The sequence below is a fragment of the Streptomyces sp. NBC_01803 genome (assembly GCF_035917415.1).
Classification (GTDB): Bacteria; Actinomycetota; Actinomycetes; order Streptomycetales; family Streptomycetaceae; genus Streptomyces.
Genome location: NZ_CP109073.1, coordinates 3806424 through 3821009, shown reverse-complemented (window position 1 = coordinate 3821009; position 14586 = coordinate 3806424). Strand labels below are relative to the sequence as shown.

The following is a 14586-nucleotide window of genomic DNA, read 5'->3' as shown; positions in this document are numbered from 1 at the left end:
TCCGGCTTCCCCGGCCATTGTCACCCATTCCGCCGACAGCCGGGGGGTGGGCCGCACGACGGCCGACGCGAATCAGAGCGGGACGGTGTCGGGCGCGCCCAGCCTGGCGGCGTCGGCGGTCTGGTCATCGGGCTGCAGCTGGGATTCGCGCTCCGCCTCGACGCGCTTCTCGTAGTGCTCGATCTCACGCTCGATCTGATCGTCCGTCCAGCCGAGGACGCCCGCCATCAGCCGGGCGCACTCGCGGGCGCTGCGCGTACCCCGGTCGAACGTCTCGATGGAGATGCGGGTCCGGCGGGTCAGCACGTCCTCCAGATGGCGGGCCCCCTCGTGCGAACAGGCGTAGACGATCTCGGCCTTGAGATAGTCGTCGGCGGCCGGCAGCGGCTCGCCGAGCTTGGGGTCGGCGGCGATCAGCTCCAGCAGCTCCTCCGTCAGGGAGCCGTAGCGGTTGAGCAGATGCTCGACCCGCGCCTCGTGCAGGCCCGCCCGGGCGGCGAGGCGGGCCCTGGCGTTCCACAGCGCGTGATACCCCTCGGCCCCGGCGAGGAGCACCTCCTCGGTGCAGCACGCCGCGACCCGCTGGTCCAGGCCGTGTACCGCCGCGTCCACCGCGTCCTTGGCCATGACCCGATAGGTGGTGTACTTGCCGCCCGCGATCACCACCAGGCCGGGCACCGGATGCGCCACGGTGTGCTCGCGCGACAGTGTGCTCGTGGCGTCCGACTCCCCGGCGAGCAGCGGGCGCAGCCCCGCGTAGACGCCCTCCACGTCATCGCGGGTAAGGGGCACGGCCAGCACGGAGTTGACGTGTTCGAGCAGGTAGTCGATGTCCGCGCTGGACGCCGCCGGATGTGCCTTGTCCAGGTCCCACGCGGTGTCCGTGGTGCCCACGATCCAGTGCCGGCCCCAGGGGATGACGAAGAGCACGCTGGTCCGGGTGCGCAAGATCAGGCCGGTCGAGGAGTGGATGCGGTCCTTGGGCACCACCAGGTGGATGCCCTTGGAGGCCCGGACGTGGAACTGGCCGCGCTCGGCGATCATCGCCTGCGTGTCGTCCGTCCACACGCCGGTCGCGTTGACGACCTGCCGGGCCCGGATCTCGTACGCGCCGTTCTCCTCCAGGTCCATCACCCGTACGCCGACCACCCGTTCGCCCTCGCGCAGGAACTCGGTGACCCGGGCCCGGTTGGCGACGTGCGCCCCGTACCCGGCGGCGGTCCGCACCAGGGTGGCCACGAAGCGGGCGTCGTCCACCTGCGCGTCGTAGTACTGCAACGCGCCGACCAGCGCCTCCTTCTTCAGGCACGGCGCGATCCGCCGCGCGTTTCGCCGCGACAGATGCCGGTGGCGCGGCAGCCCCCGGCCGTGCCCCGAGGAGAACGCCATGGCGTCGTACAGCGCGACGCCGCTGCCCGCGTACAGCCGCTCCCAGCCGCGGTGCTGGAGCGGGTACAGGAACGGCACGGGCTTGACGAGGTGCGGCGCGAGCCGCTCCAGCAGCAGTCCCCGCTCCTTCAACGCCTCCCTGACCAGCCCGAAGTCGAGCATCTCCAGATAGCGCAGCCCGCCGTGGATCAGCTTGCTCGACCGGCTCGACGTCCCCGCCGCCCAGTCCCTGGCCTCGACCAATCCGGTGGCCAGACCCCGGGTCACGGAGTCGAGCGCGATGCCCGCCCCGACCACACCGCCGCCGACCACCAGTACGTCGAGCTCCCGCTCCGCCATCCGGGCGAGTGCCTCGGCCCGCCGCACCGGCCCCAGTTCGGCTGTCCTCACGTGCGCCTCCTCATTCGCTGCTCCGCCCGTGACACCCCGCCCACGGCCCGGCGAGCGCCTCGTCGTCGCGCACCGCGACCCGCGCCTCGTTACCGATGCTCCCCCATTTCAGCCGCTTTGGCGCGCCATCGGTCCGCCTCGGGGGTCAATCGGCGAACATCTGTCATATATGCCCCTAAGCAGACCGCACGGGGGAGAAGGGAGCGGTATCGCGCATGCCCGCTGATCTCGCCATTCTCGGCCTGGGGCAGTTGGGGCTGCCCGCCGCCCAGGCCGCCACCGCCGTCGGCATCGGCACCGTCGGCTTCACCTCCGACCCCGCGACCGCCGCCGAGCTCAACGCGGGCCGCCCGCCCGCCGACGGCTCGCTGTCCGCCGCCGAGTTGCGCCGCATGCTCTCCGGTGGCTTCCGGGCCACCAGCGACCCCGCCGTGCTCGGCCGGGTCCGCACCGCCCTGATCTGCGCGCCGACCCCGTCCGGCGCCGGCCGCGCCCCCGACGTGAGCGGCGTGCGCGAGGCGGCCACCGCGCTGGCGCCCCGGCTCCGCCCGCGCACCCTCGTCATCCTGGAGTCCGCCGTGCCGCCCGGCACCACGCGGGACGTGCTGCGCCCCGCGCTGGAACGCGGCTCGGGCCTGCGGGCCGGCCAGGACTTCCACCTCGCCTGCGCGCCGGGCCGCCTCGACCCGGGCAGCCGAACGTTCGGCTACACGGGCACGCCGCGCGTCATCGGCGGCCTGACCCCCGCCTGCACCGAGGCCGCCGCCGCGTTCTACGGGCGGCTGACCGACAAGGTGGTGCGCGCCAAGGGCGTGCTGGAGGCCGAGGCGGTCAAGGTCCTGGAGACCAACTTCCGGCACGTCAACATCGCCCTGGTCAACGAGATGGCCGTGCTCTGCCACGAACTCGGCATCGACATCTGGGACGTGGTCCGCTGCGCGGAGACCAAGCCGTTCGGCTTCCACGCCTTCCGCCCCGGCCCGGGCGTGGGCGGCCACGGCGTCCCCGTCGACCCGGGCGGCCGGCTCCGGATCGTCCAGCTCGCGCGCGACGTCAACGAACGGATGCCGCGCTACGTCACCCAGCGGGCCGCCGCCCTGCTGAACGAGCACGGCAAGTCCGCGCGCGGCGCCCGCGTCCTGCTGCTGGGCGTGACCTACCGGCCCGACCTGGCCGACCAGGAGGGCGCCCCGGCCCGCGAGATCGCCTCCCGGCTGCTGGCCCTGGGCGCGCACCTCACCTTTCACGACCCCTTCGTGACCGAGTGGCGTGTGGAGGGCCGCCCGGTCCACCGCGCCGACTCGCTCTACGAGGCTGCCGCCGCCGCGGACCTGACACTGCTGCTCCAGCACCACGCCACCTACGACCTCCAGGGCCTGGCGGCCAAGGCGCAGCTCCTGCTCGACACCCGGGGCGCCACCCCGGCCGGGTCGGCGCACCGCCTCTGACGGGCTCCCGGCCGGGCGCCCGCGCTCAGCGCGAGCGAGCGACCGTGACCTCGACCCGCTGGAACTCCTTGAGCTCCGAATACCCCGTCGTCGCCATCGCGCGGCGCAGCGCCCCGAAGAAGTTCATCGAGCCGTCGGGGATGTGCGAGGGACCGGTGAGGATCTCCTCGGTCGTCCCGACCGTGCCCAGGTGGACCTTCTTGCCGCGCGGCACGTCTTCGTGGACGGCCTCCATGCCCCAGTGGTGGCCCCGCCCGGGGGCGTCGGTGGCCCGGGCCAGCGGCGAGCCCATCATCACGGCGTCGGCGCCGCACGCGACCGCCTTCGACAGGTCGCCGGACCAGCCGACACCGCCGTCCGCGATGACGTGCGCGTACCGGCCGCCGGACTCGTCCATGTAGTCCCGCCGGGCCGCCGCCACATCGGCCACCGCGGTGGCCATCGGGACCTGGATGCCCAGCACGTTCCGCGTGGTGTGCGCGGCGCCGCCGCCGAAGCCGACGAGCACGCCCGCCGCGCCGGTCCGCATCAGGTGCAGGGCGGCGGTGTACGTGGCGCAGCCGCCGACGATCACCGGCACGTCGAGCTCGTAGATGAACTGCTTGAGGTTGAGCGGCTCGGCCGCCCCCGACACGTGCTCCGCCGAGACGGTGGTGCCGCGGATGAGGAAGATGTCCACACCCGCGTCCAGCACCGCCTTGGAGAACTGGGCGGTCCGCTGCGGCGAGAGCGCGGCGGCGGTGATGACACCCGCGTCCCGCACCTCCTTGATCCGGCGGAAGATCAGCTCTTCCCGGATCGGCGCGGCGTAGATCTCCTGGAGGCGCCGGTTGGCGGACTCCTCGTCCAGCTCGGTGATCTCCGTCAGCAGCGGCTCGGGGTCCTCGTACCGGGTCCAGAGCCCTTCGAGGTTCAGCACGCCGAGCCCGCCCATCTCGCCGATCCGGATGGCGGTGGCGGGCGAGACGATGGAGTCCATCGGCGCGGCCAGGAACGGCAGCTCGAACCGGTAGGCGTCGATCTGCCAGGCGATCGAGACCTCTTTCGGGTCGCGGGTGCGCCTGCTGGGCACCACGGCGATGTCGTCGAAGGCGTACGCCCGCCGTCCGCGCTTGCCGCGCCCGATCTCGATCTCAGTCACGAAAGAACCTTTCCGTACGGTCTGCCTTCCCCAGTATCCCCGACCGGAGTAAGGCACACCCCCCGGCGGGTCACTCCTCCAGGAGCACGTGGGTGAAGTCCACGACATGCACGACGAGCACCAGCAGCAACCCCTCGCCGACGACGTACTCGATGGCGATGTTCGGGGTCAGGGCCAGCGAGCGGGTGGACTCGTCGCCGGAGATCGGGATCGACATCTTGGGCTCGGGGTCCTGGGCCAGCACGGCCAGCCCCCGCTCCAGCAGCGCCTTGCGGTCGGCCGGGAGGCCGTCCCGGACCCGGGCGGCCTCCTCGCTGAATTTGACCGCGTACAGCATCCGCCGCCGCCGTGTCCGTGCGTCGCGTCAGCGCCGCGAGTAGTTCGGCGCCTCGGTCGTCATCTGGATGTCGTGCGGGTGGCTCTCCTTCAGCCCGGCCGCGGTGATGCGGACGAACCGCCCCCGCTCCTTGACCTCCGGGATGGTCCGGCCGCCCAGGTAGTACATCGACTGGTGCAGACCGCCGATGAGCTGGTGCACGACGGAGGCGAGCGGGCCGCGGTAGGGCACCTGGCCCTCGACACCCTCGGGGATCAGCTTGTCGTCGTCGCCGATCTCGTCCTGGAAGTACCGGTCCTTGGAGTACGAACGCCGCTCGCCGCGCGACTGCATGGCGCCCAGCGAGCCCATGCCGCGGTACGACTTGAACTGCTTGCCGTTGATGAACAGCAGCTCGCCCGGGGACTCCTCGCAGCCGGCCAGCAGGCTGCCGAGCATCACCGTGTCGGCGCCGGCCACCAGCGCCTTGGCGATGTCGCCGCTGTACTGGAGGCCGCCGTCGCCAATGACCGGGACGCCGGCCTCGCGGGCGGCGCGCGCCGCCTCGTAGATCGCGGTCACCTGCGGCACGCCGATGCCGGCGACCACCCGGGTGGTACAGATCGAGCCGGGGCCGACCCCGACCTTGATGCCGTCCACGCCCGCGTCCACGAGGGCCTGGGCGCCGTCCCGGGTCGCGACGTTGCCCGCGACGACGTCCACCCGGTCGAAGTTCGACTTGATCTTGGCGGCCATGTCGGCGACCAGCCGGGAGTGCCCGTGCGCGGTGTCGACCACGATGAAGTCCACCCCGGCCTCGATCAGCGCCTGGGCCCGCTCGTAGGCGTCCCCGGCGACGCCGACCGCGGCGCCGACGATCAGCCGGCCCTCGCCGTCCTTGGCGGCCCTGGGGTACTTCTCGGCCTTGACGAAGTCCTTGACGGTGATCAGGCCCTTGAGCAGGCCCTCGCCGTCCACCAGTGGCAGCTTCTCGATCTTGTGCCGCCGCAGCAGCTCCATGGCGTCCTCGCCGGAGATGCCCACGTGCCCGGTCACCAGCGGCATCGGCGTCATGACCTCGCGCACCTGGCGGCCGCGGTCCGGCTCGAACGCCATGTCGCGGTTGGTGACGATGCCCAGCAGCTTCCCGGCCGCGTCCGTCACCGGCACGCCGCTGATCCGGAACCGGCCGCACAGCTCGTCGGCCTCCCGCAGCGTGGCGTCCGGGCGGGTGGTGATCGGGTCGGTGACCATGCCCGACTCGGAGCGCTTGACGCGGTCCACCTGGACGGCCTGCTCCTCGATCGACAGGTTCCGGTGGAGGACGCCGACGCCGCCCTGCCGGGCCATGGCGATGGCCATCCGGGCCTCGGTGACCTTGTCCATCGCGGCCGAGATCAGCGGAACGTTCACCCGGACGTTGCGGGAGACGCGGGACGAGGTGTCGATGTCCTGCGGTGCCAGGTCCGCGACGCCCGGCAGCAACAGCACATCGTCGAAGGTCAGCCCCAGTGCCGCGAACTTGTCCGGCAGCTCACCCGCGTAATCAGTCATGGCACCCTTCCGCTCACCCGCTTGCCCGCCGCCGTTTACTCTCCATGGACCCATGGGTTCACCCGGGCGGGGACTCCATGCTACGGCCCTCGGGGGCGACGTCCGTTCCCGGCCTTGGCGGGGCTCAGCGACCGGCCAGCGCGCGCAACCGGCTGAGGGCCCGGTGCTGGGCGACGCGGACGGCCCCGGGCGACATGCCCAGCTTGGCGCCGGTCTCCTCGGCCGTCAGCCCGACCGCGACCCGCAGCAGCACCAGCTCCCGCAGGTGGTCCGGCAGGTTCGCCAGCAGCTTCCTGGCCCACTCGGCGTCGCTGCTGAGCAGCGCCCGCTCCTCCGGGCCCAGGGAGTCGTCCGGCCGCTCGGGCATCTCGTCGGAGGGCACGGCGGTACTGCCGGGACGGCGCAGCGCGGCCCGCTGGAGATCGGCGACCTTGTGCTGGGCGATGGCGACCACGAAGGCGTCGAACGGACGGCCCGTGTCCCGGTAGCGCGGCAGCGCGCACAGCACCGCCAGACAGACCTCCTGCGCGAGATCGTCGACGAAGTGTCTGGCCTCCCCCGGCAGCCGCGCCAGGCGCATCCGGCAGTAGCGCAGGGCCAGCGGATGCACATGGGCCAGAAGGTCGTGCGTGGCCTGGGCATCACCCTCGGCGGCACGATGAACGAGAGCGCCGATCGCTGTGGTCTCGTCTTCGCCCATCGGTCCATGGTGCACTGTGGCCGCGGGCTCCGTGTCACCGCGGTCCGGGTTGTGCACCGAAGCGTTATGTGCGGGAGCGGTGAGCGTCATGTCCCGAACCCTCCCCTCGCACCTGGCTGACTCGTCCCCAAGCAGCGTCATGCTTTCAAGGATGCGTCACCCGCGAAGCTTTTGAGCCTCCGGCTTCTGCCGGACGGGGTGACAGCCACGGCCGCGCTCCCCGTCCGGTCCCGTCGATCAGCGGACCAGTCCCCAGCGGAACCCCAGCGCGACGGCGTGCGCGCGGTCGGACGCGCCGAGCTTCTTGAACAGCCGACGGGCGTGTGTCTTGACCGTGTCCTCGGAGAGAAAGAGCTCCCGCCCGATCTCGGCGTTGGAGCGGCCGTGGCTCATCCCCTCCAGCACCTGGATCTCCCGGGCGGTCAGCGTCGGTGCGGCGCCCATGTCGGAGGAGCGCAGCCGGCGCGGCGCGAGCCGCCAGGTGGGGTCCGCGAGTGCCTGGGTGACCGTGGCGCGCAGCTCGGCGCGGGAGGCGTCCTTGTGGAGATAGCCGCGGGCGCCGGCCGCGACGGCCAGCGCCACGCCGTCCAGATCCTCGGCCACGGTGAGCATGATGATGCGCGCGCCGGGGTCGGCGGAAAGAAGCCGCCGGACGGTTTCCACTCCCCCGAGCCCGGGCATTCGGACGTCCATCAGAATCAGGTCGGAACGGTCGGCACCCCAACGGCGCAGGACCTCTTCGCCGTTGGCGGCCGTAGTGACCCGCTCAACACCGGGCACGGTCGCGACCGCGCGGCGGAGCGCCTCCCGGGCGAGCGGGGAGTCGTCGCAGACGAGGACGGATGTCATGGTCGCCCTCCGGAGCTGATGCGCATCACCTTGAGCCTCCAGGCAGTCGTGTTTCGTCATCTGTGCGGTTGACAAGCCGCGTCAACCGCCTCAGCCCTCTCAACGACGGTCACCCGAAAGAGTTACGGCCTCCAACTGCACAGCATCAGCACTGTACGTGACCGTCTGATGACGCTCTCGCCGCGCCCGAGCAAACACGCCGAACATCCGCTTTTGCCCTGTTTAGGCCTTTTTGTTCCTGTCAGCGTGTTTACGGCTATATTCAGCTGGTAGTCATATTTACATCTACTTTCTGAGCCTCGATGACGATCGATGGGACACTGTCATGGCAGATTTCTCCCGCCTTCCGGGCCCCAACGCGGACCTGTGGGACTGGCAGTTGCTCGCGGCCTGCCGCGGGGTGGACAGCTCGCTGTTCTTCCATCCCGAGGGCGAGCGCGGGGCCGCCCGCAGCGCGCGCGAGGAGGCGGCCAAGGAGGTGTGCATGCGCTGCCCGGTCCGCTCCGAGTGCGCTTCGCACGCGCTGTCGGTCCGCGAGCCGTACGGCGTGTGGGGCGGGCTGACCGAGGACGAGCGCGAGGAGCTGCTCGGCCGCGCCCGCCGGGACCTGGTGAACGCCAACTCGGCGCACACCCGGCCCTGAAGACGACTACCGTCTTCGTATGACAACTGCATTGGTGACCGGAGCGACGGCGGGAATCGGCGCCGCCTTCGCCCGACGGCTGGCCCGTGACCGGCACGACGTGGTGCTCGTCGCCCGGGACCTGGAGGCGCTGCGGCGCCAGGCCGCCGAGCTGCACGACCGGCACGGGATCGAGGCGGCCGTCCTGTCGGCCGATCTGTCGACGGACGACGGCATCGCGGCCGTCGAGGCGCGCCTGGCCGACCCGGAACGCCCGGTCGACCTGCTGATCAACAACGCCGGCTTCGGCCTCAAGGGCGGCTATCTCGACGTGCCGATGGCGGACGAGCTGACGATGCTCAAGGTCCACTGCGAGGCGGTGCTGCGGCTGACGACGGCCGCCGCCCGGCCCATGCGCGAGCGCGGACGCGGCGGCGTGGTGAACGTCGCCTCGGTGGCCGCCTTCCTGCCGCGCGGCACCTACGGCGCCTCCAAGGCGTGGGTCGTCCAGTTCACCGAGGGCGCGGCACGCGACCTCGCGGGCAGCGGCGTGCGCCTGATGGCCCTGTGCCCGGGGTTCGTCCGGACCGAGTTCCACCAGCGGGCCGGGATGACCACGGACAACATCCCGGGCTGGATGTGGCTGGACGCCGACCGCGTGGTGGACACGGCCCTCAAGGACCTGGCCCGCGGCCGGACGGTCTGCATCCCCGACGCGCGCTACAAGGTGCTCATGGGCGCCGCCCGGCTGGCCCCGCGCGGCGCGGTGGGCGGGCTGTCCTCACGGGCGGGGCGGAAGTACGGACCCGGCCGAAGCGGATAAATCAGGCATAAAGCATTAGGCTGGACGTGTCATGCAGACGCCCTCACAGACACGGACACGCCATGACTTTCGTACAGGTAATCGACTGCAGGACCAGCAGGGTCGATGAACTGAATCGGCTCATGGACACCTGGATCGAGCGGACCCGGGGCAGACGGACCGCGACCCACTCGATCGTGGGCCGGGACCGGGCCGACAGCACGCACATCGTCGAGATCGTGGAGTTCCCCTCGTACGAGGAGGCACGCCGGAACGCCGAGCTCCCGGAGACCGATCGGGTCTTCCGGGAGATGGTGGCGCTCTGCGACGGAACGCCGCGGTTCACCGACCTGGACGTGGTGCGGGACGAGCAGCTCAACAAGGAGGCCGTCCGGCGCTTCTTCGACAAGGCCGTGAACCGCGGTGACGTGGACGCGGTGGACGAGCTGTGCGCCGACGACTACCGGGAGCACGACCCGGGCAGCTCCGTCGATCCGCTCGGGCTCGCGGAGTCCAAGGAGGACGCCGCCAAGTACATCCGGGCCTTCCGGCCGACGTTCATCATCGAGAGTCAGGTGGCCGAGGGCGACCTGGTGATCACCCGGTTCACCGCGACCGGCACCCACAGCGCCGCGTTCATGGGGCTGGCCCCGACCGGCCGCCCGGTGCGGATCTCCGGGCACGTCACCCACCGGTTCACCGATGGGCGGATCGCGGAAGCCTGGTGGAATTGGGATCAGCTGGGTCTGCTCGCCCAGGTGGGGCTGGTGGAGCTGTAGCCGTCGCCCCGGCGGGACAGGACGAACCCGCCGGGGCGACGGCCCGCACTCAGTGCGAGTGGCCGTGACCGGCCGACTCCGGCTCCTCTTCCTTCTTCTCCACCACCAGGGTCTCGGTGGTGAGCAGCAGGGAGGCGATGGAGGCGGCGTTCTGCAGCGCGGATCGGGTCACCTTCACCGGGTCGATGACGCCATCCTTGACCAGGTCGCCGTAGAGGCCGGTGGCCGCGTTGAAGCCCTGGCCCTTGTCGAGCTCGGCCACCTTCGAGGTGATCACGTAGCCCTCCAGGCCGGCGTTCTCCGCGATCCAGCGCAGCGGCTCGACGACGGCGCGGCGGACGATCGCCACGCCGGTGGCCTCGTCGCCGGTCTTGCCGAGGTCGCCGTCCAGCACCTTGGCGGAGTGCACGAGGGAGGCGCCGCCACCGGGGACGATGCCCTCCTCGACCGCCGCGCGGGTGGCCGAGATGGCGTCCTCCAGACGGTGCTTCTTCTCCTTCAGCTCCACCTCGGTCGCCGCGCCGACGCGGATCACGCAGACACCGCCGGCCAGCTTCGCGAGCCGCTCCTGGAGCTTCTCGCGGTCCCAGTCGGAGTCCGTGGTCTCGATCTCGGCCTTGATCTGGGCGACGCGGCCCTCGATGTCCTCGGACCGGCCGGCGCCGTCGACGATCGTGGTGTCGTCCTTGGTGATGGTGACGCGGCGGGCGGTGCCCAGCACGTCCAGGCCGACCTGGTCGAGCTTGAGGCCGACCTCCTCGGAGATCACCGTGGCGCCGGTGAGCGCGGCCATGTCGCCGAGCATCGCCTTGCGGCGGTCACCGAAGCCGGGGGCCTTGACGGCCGCCGAGTGGAACGTGCCGCGGATCTTGTTGACGACGAGGGTGGACAGCGCCTCGCCCTCGACATCCTCGGCGATGATCAGCAGCGGGCGGGAGCCGCCGCCCTGCATGATCTTCTCCAGCAGCGGGAGCATGTCCTGGATGGACGAGATCTTGCCCTGGTTGATCAGGATGTAGGGGTCGTCGAGGACGGCCTCCATGCGCTCCTGGTCGGTGACCATGTAGTGCGACAGGTATCCCTTGTCGAACGCCATGCCCTCGGTGAAGTCGAGGTCCAGACCGAAGGTCTGGGACTCCTCGACGGTGATCACGCCGTCCTTGCCGACCTTGTCCATCGCCTCGGCGATGAGCGCGCCGACCTGCTTGTCCTGGGCGGACAGGGCGGCCACGGCCGCGATGTCCTCCTTGGAGTCGATCGGCCGGGCGCTGGCGCGCAGGTCGTCGGCGACGGCCGCCACGGCCGCGTCGATGCCGCGCTTGAGGCCGGACGGGGACGCGCCGGCCGCCACGTTGCGCAGACCCTCGCGGACGAGCGCCTGCGCCAGCACGGTGGCGGTGGTGGTGCCATCACCGGCGACGTCGTTGGTCTTGGTCGCCACCTCCTTGACGAGCTGGGCGCCGAGGTTCTCGTAAGGGTCCTCCGCCTCCACCTCGCGCGCGATGGTGACGCCGTCGTTGGTGATGGTGGGCGCGCCGAACTTCTTGTCGATGACGACGTTGCGGCCCTTGGGACCGATGGTGACCTTGACGGCGTCGGCGAGCTGGTTCACGCCGCGCTCGAGGGCGCGGCGGGCGTCCTCGTCGAATTTAAGGATCTTCGCCATGGGTGTGGATGTCCCTCGCGTGTTCTTCGGTAAGCGAAACCGCGCCCCGGCCCCGGCTGTCTCGGATGAGCGCGGGTTCCGGGGCGCGGAATTGAAGCGTCGGTGCCGTTTACTTCTCGATGATCGCGAGCACGTCGCGGGCCGAGAGCACGAGGTACTCCTCGTTGTTGTACTTCACTTCGGTGCCGCCGTACTTGCTGTAGAGCACGATGTCGCCGACCTTGACGTCGAGCGGCAGTCGATTCCCGTCCTCGAAGCGGCCCGGGCCAACGGCCAGGACAGTGCCCTCCTGGGGCTTCTCCTTGGCCGTGTCCGGAATGACCAGGCCCGAGGCCGTGGTCTGCTCGGCGTCGAGCGGCTGGACCACAATGCGGTCCTCGAGCGGCTTGATGGCAACCTTGGAGCTGACGGTCGTCACGATCCGACCTCCCCCTTCGGAGATCTCACGGGGTTATCAATGGCTGGGTGGCGACTTGGAGGACCCGTCGTCGCGGGTGCCGGATCCGCCTGTCGCGCTGTTGGCACTCGCCGATGGTGAGTGCCAGGTCGAGACTAGGCCGCCGTTAGCACTCAGTCAACTAGAGTGCCAGCCGCCCGGTGCGCGCGTCGCGCGGCGCGGGGTTCGCGCCGGGGCTACACGTAGTCCTCCAACCGCGCGATGGCGAACCCCTGTTCGGTCGCCGCGTTGATCACCCGCCGGACCATGTCCGCCATGTCGCCCTCCCACACGTCGTCGCCGCGGAAGTGGGTGAGGATGATGTCGCCGGGGTGGAACTCCTGGTCCGCGCGGCCGTATTCGATCCGGTCGGGGAAGGCCTCCTCCGCCCACAGCGGGATCGCCCGGATGCCGCAGGACTTCGCCGCGCGCAGCGTGTCGCGGTCGTAGGCGCCGTACGGCGGCCGGAAGAGCGTGGGCCGCTCGCCGATCTCCTTCTCCAGCGTGTCCTGCTGACGGCAGATCTCCTCGCGCTGCTCGGCATAGCTGAGCGTGGTCATCTCCAGGTGGTTGACGGAGTGGTTGTGCATGCCGGCGCCCGCGCGGTGGGCGTCGCGGAAATAGCCGTAGTCGTCGCGGGACACGTAGTCGGTGAGGAAACCGCTGTAGGGCACGTCGAGTTCGCGCATCATCTTCAGCAGCTCCGGGTCCTTCTCGGCGCCGTCGTCGATGGTGAGGAAGACGACCTTCTCGTCGGTGGGCACGCTCACGATCACCGGGGGCAGGCCGGTGCCGGTGACCAGACCGGGCTCGGTGGTCAGCTTCGGCTTCTTCCCGGGAGGCGCGGGAGCGCGCAGCGGAACGCGGCGCAGCCCCCACCGCTTGGCGGCGGCGACCCGGCGCGCCTCGGCGCGTTCCAGCTTCTTGGCGTACGCACCCAGCGCGTCCGCGGCTGTTCGCGCCTGGGCGCGCTGCGACGCGCCAAGTGCCAGACCGACCTCCCCGGACCCGGGCGGGGCGGCGTCGACCACGGACAGCAGGCCGTACTCCTCCTCCCCCGCGCCGCCGGGCAGGAGCTCCGGCGGCACGCCGGCTCCCGAACAGACGAGGGCCAGTATCGTCGCGCCGCCCAGGGCACCGCACCGCCGGACCCTCCGTCGAATCCGACAATCATTTAGTCCTACTTGTCCGATAATCCTCATGGTTCGGGATGCTGCCATCGCCTCGCGCGCACCCCCGGACGCCCTTCCGGATCGACGGGGAGAATGACCCTTGTGGCCGTACGCACTTCAGATCCCGACGCCCCCGACGCCCCCGGCGCCCTCGACGCCTTCCGCGCCCTGCTGACCGAGCCGGGCCGACTGCTGCTGGCCGGGCTGCGCGACATCGACCCGGACCGGGAGCTGGCCGTCGCCACCCGCCTGCGCCGCGACCACCCGCCGGAGCTGGTCGCGGCGGCCATCGGCCAGGCCCGGCTGCGGCAGCGCGCCGCCGCGAAGTTCGGCCCGGACGCCGAGCGGATGTACTTCACGCCCGACGGCGTCGAACAGGCCACCCGCGCCCCCGTCGCCACCTGGCGGGCCCGGCGCTTCGCCGCGCTCGGCGTCAGCCGCGTCGCGGACCTGTGCTGCGGCGTCGGCGGCGACGCCCTCGCGCTCGCGCGGGCCGGCCTCACCGTCCTCGCCGTGGACCGCTCGCCGCTCGCCTGCGCGGTCGCCGAGGCCAACGCGGCGGCGCTCGGTCTCGCCGACCGCGTCACCGTGCGGTGCGCGGCCGTCGAGGACACCGATGTCCGGGGCTACGACGGCGTCTTCGTCGACCCGGCCCGGCGGCGGGCGGGCGGGGGCCGCCGGATCTTCGACCCCGAGGCGTACTCGCCACCGCTCTCCTGGGCCGTCGCGCTGGCCGCCGAGGTCCCGTACGCGGCGCTGAAGATCGCCCCCGGCGTGCCGCACGAGGCGGTGCCGGCCCAGGCCGAGGCGGAGTGGGTCTCGGACCGGGGGGACGTGAAGGAGGCGGTGCTGTGGTTCGGCACCGGCCCGGCCGCCCCGCGCCGCGCCACCCTGCTCCCCGGCGGCCACACCCTGACCGGCACCGCCCGCCCGGCACCGGCCGGGCCGCCCGGCCGCTATCTCTACGAGCCGGACGGCGCCGTCATCCGCGCCTCCCTCGTCGCGGACGTCGCCGAACAGGTCGCGGGCCGACTGCTCGACCCGGCCATCGCGTACATCGCGAGCGACGAGCTGCGGCCGACGCCGTACGCCACGGCCTACGAGATCACCGACGTGCTGCCGTTCGGCGTGAAACGCCTGCGGGCCCTGCTGCGCGAGCGCGGGGTCGGCACGGTGACCATCAAGAAACGCGGCTCCGCGGTCACCCCCGAGGAGCTCCGGAGCTGGCTGCGCCCCTCGGGGCCCCACGCGAGCACGCTCTTCCTGACCCGGATCGGCACCGCTCCCACGGTCCTGATCGGCCACCCGGCCTGACGGCGCGG

14 protein-coding genes are annotated in these 14586 nt (G+C 71.6%); 5 read left to right on the top strand and 9 right to left on the bottom strand.

Annotation, left to right across the window (positions count from 1 at the left end):
• Positions 1-72: 72 nt before the first annotated feature.
• Entirely contained in the window at positions 73-1779 is a 1707-nt protein-coding gene (locus OIE51_RS17445) for a glycerol-3-phosphate dehydrogenase/oxidase (RefSeq protein WP_326598632.1), read from the bottom strand.
• A 215-nt stretch (positions 1780-1994) separates the two neighbouring features.
• On the opposite strand from OIE51_RS17445, the gene OIE51_RS17440 reads away from it, so the two are divergent.
• Positions 1995-3227, top strand: coding sequence for a nucleotide sugar dehydrogenase (locus OIE51_RS17440; RefSeq protein WP_326598631.1), 1233 nt, complete (start codon positions 1995-1997; stop codon positions 3225-3227).
• Between the two features lie 25 nt (positions 3228-3252).
• On the opposite strand, the gene OIE51_RS17435 is transcribed toward OIE51_RS17440, so the two are convergent.
• The 5 genes from OIE51_RS17435 to OIE51_RS17415 all read right to left on the bottom strand — a co-directional run bounded on the left by OIE51_RS17435 (position 3253) and on the right by OIE51_RS17415 (position 7787).
• Positions 3253-4368 carry a GuaB3 family IMP dehydrogenase-related protein gene (locus OIE51_RS17435; RefSeq protein ID WP_326598630.1) on the bottom strand — a complete coding sequence of 372 codons (1116 nt, stop codon included), beginning with the start codon at positions 4366-4368 and terminating at the stop codon, positions 3253-3255.
• A gap of 70 nt (positions 4369-4438) precedes the next feature.
• Entirely contained in the window at positions 4439-4705 is a 267-nt protein-coding gene (locus OIE51_RS17430) for a hypothetical protein (RefSeq protein WP_326598629.1), read from the bottom strand.
• A gap of 27 nt (positions 4706-4732) precedes the next feature.
• Positions 4733-6238, bottom strand: a complete 1506-nt coding sequence (guaB, locus tag OIE51_RS17425; protein WP_326598628.1) for an IMP dehydrogenase — start codon at positions 6236-6238, stop codon at positions 4733-4735.
• Positions 6239-6362: 124 nt separating this feature from the next.
• Positions 6363-6938, bottom strand: coding sequence for an RNA polymerase sigma factor ShbA (gene shbA, locus OIE51_RS17420; protein ID WP_326598627.1), 576 nt, complete (start codon positions 6936-6938; stop codon positions 6363-6365).
• A gap of 237 nt (positions 6939-7175) precedes the next feature.
• Positions 7176-7787: a response regulator transcription factor gene (locus tag OIE51_RS17415; protein ID WP_019431595.1), complete on the bottom strand. Its 612-nt coding sequence runs from the start codon at positions 7785-7787 to the stop codon at positions 7176-7178.
• A 325-nt stretch (positions 7788-8112) separates the two neighbouring features.
• On the opposite strand from OIE51_RS17415, the gene OIE51_RS17410 reads away from it, so the two are divergent.
• From OIE51_RS17410 to OIE51_RS17400, 3 genes are all read left to right on the top strand, one after another.
• Complete coding sequence (locus OIE51_RS17410) at positions 8113-8430, top strand: WhiB family transcriptional regulator (protein ID WP_326598626.1); 318 nt, start codon at positions 8113-8115, stop codon at positions 8428-8430.
• A gap of 19 nt (positions 8431-8449) precedes the next feature.
• Positions 8450-9232, top strand: a complete 783-nt coding sequence (locus tag OIE51_RS17405) for an SDR family NAD(P)-dependent oxidoreductase (protein WP_326598625.1) — start codon at positions 8450-8452, stop codon at positions 9230-9232.
• Between the two features lie 62 nt (positions 9233-9294).
• Positions 9295-9990, top strand: coding sequence for an ester cyclase (locus OIE51_RS17400; RefSeq protein ID WP_326598624.1), 696 nt, complete (start codon positions 9295-9297; stop codon positions 9988-9990).
• A gap of 49 nt (positions 9991-10039) precedes the next feature.
• On the opposite strand, the gene groL is transcribed toward OIE51_RS17400, so the two are convergent.
• From groL to OIE51_RS17385, 3 genes are all read right to left on the bottom strand, one after another.
• On the bottom strand, positions 10040-11656 hold the full coding sequence (gene groL, locus OIE51_RS17395; RefSeq protein ID WP_326598623.1) for a chaperonin GroEL: 1617 nt from the start codon (positions 11654-11656) through the stop codon (positions 10040-10042).
• 109 nt (positions 11657-11765) lie between these two features.
• A complete protein-coding gene (groES, locus tag OIE51_RS17390) occupies positions 11766-12074 on the bottom strand; it encodes a co-chaperone GroES (RefSeq protein WP_049567300.1) in 309 nt (102 codons plus the stop codon).
• Between the two features lie 215 nt (positions 12075-12289).
• Positions 12290-13294: a polysaccharide deacetylase family protein gene (locus OIE51_RS17385; RefSeq protein WP_442811948.1), complete on the bottom strand. Its 1005-nt coding sequence runs from the start codon at positions 13292-13294 to the stop codon at positions 12290-12292.
• 72 nt (positions 13295-13366) lie between these two features.
• Between OIE51_RS17385 and OIE51_RS17380 the strand changes: the two genes are divergently transcribed.
• A complete protein-coding gene (locus OIE51_RS17380; RefSeq protein ID WP_442811947.1) occupies positions 13367-14578 on the top strand; it encodes a class I SAM-dependent methyltransferase in 1212 nt (403 codons plus the stop codon).
• The last annotated feature ends 8 nt before the right edge of the window (positions 14579-14586 follow it).

Coding starts and splice junctions, on each gene's coding strand:
- OIE51_RS17440 (WP_326598631.1), top strand. CDS start 1,995: ATGCCCGCTGATCTCGCCATTCTCGGCCTGGGGCAGTTGGGGCTGCCC.
- OIE51_RS17430 (WP_326598629.1), bottom strand. CDS start 4,705: ATGCTGTACGCGGTCAAATTCAGCGAGGAGGCCGCCCGGGTCCGGGAC.
- guaB (WP_326598628.1), bottom strand. CDS start 6,238: ATGACTGATTACGCGGGTGAGCTGCCGGACAAGTTCGCGGCACTGGGG.
- shbA (WP_326598627.1), bottom strand. CDS start 6,938: ATGGGCGAAGACGAGACCACAGCGATCGGCGCTCTCGTTCATCGTGCC.
- OIE51_RS17415 (WP_019431595.1), bottom strand. CDS start 7,787: ATGACATCCGTCCTCGTCTGCGACGACTCCCCGCTCGCCCGGGAGGCG.
- OIE51_RS17410 (WP_326598626.1), top strand. CDS start 8,113: ATGGCAGATTTCTCCCGCCTTCCGGGCCCCAACGCGGACCTGTGGGAC.
- OIE51_RS17405 (WP_326598625.1), top strand. CDS start 8,450: ATGACAACTGCATTGGTGACCGGAGCGACGGCGGGAATCGGCGCCGCC.
- OIE51_RS17400 (WP_326598624.1), top strand. CDS start 9,295: ATGACTTTCGTACAGGTAATCGACTGCAGGACCAGCAGGGTCGATGAA.
- groL (WP_326598623.1), bottom strand. CDS start 11,656: ATGGCGAAGATCCTTAAATTCGACGAGGACGCCCGCCGCGCCCTCGAG.
- OIE51_RS17385 (WP_442811948.1), bottom strand. CDS start 13,294: ATGAGGATTATCGGACAAGTAGGACTAAATGATTGTCGGATTCGACGG.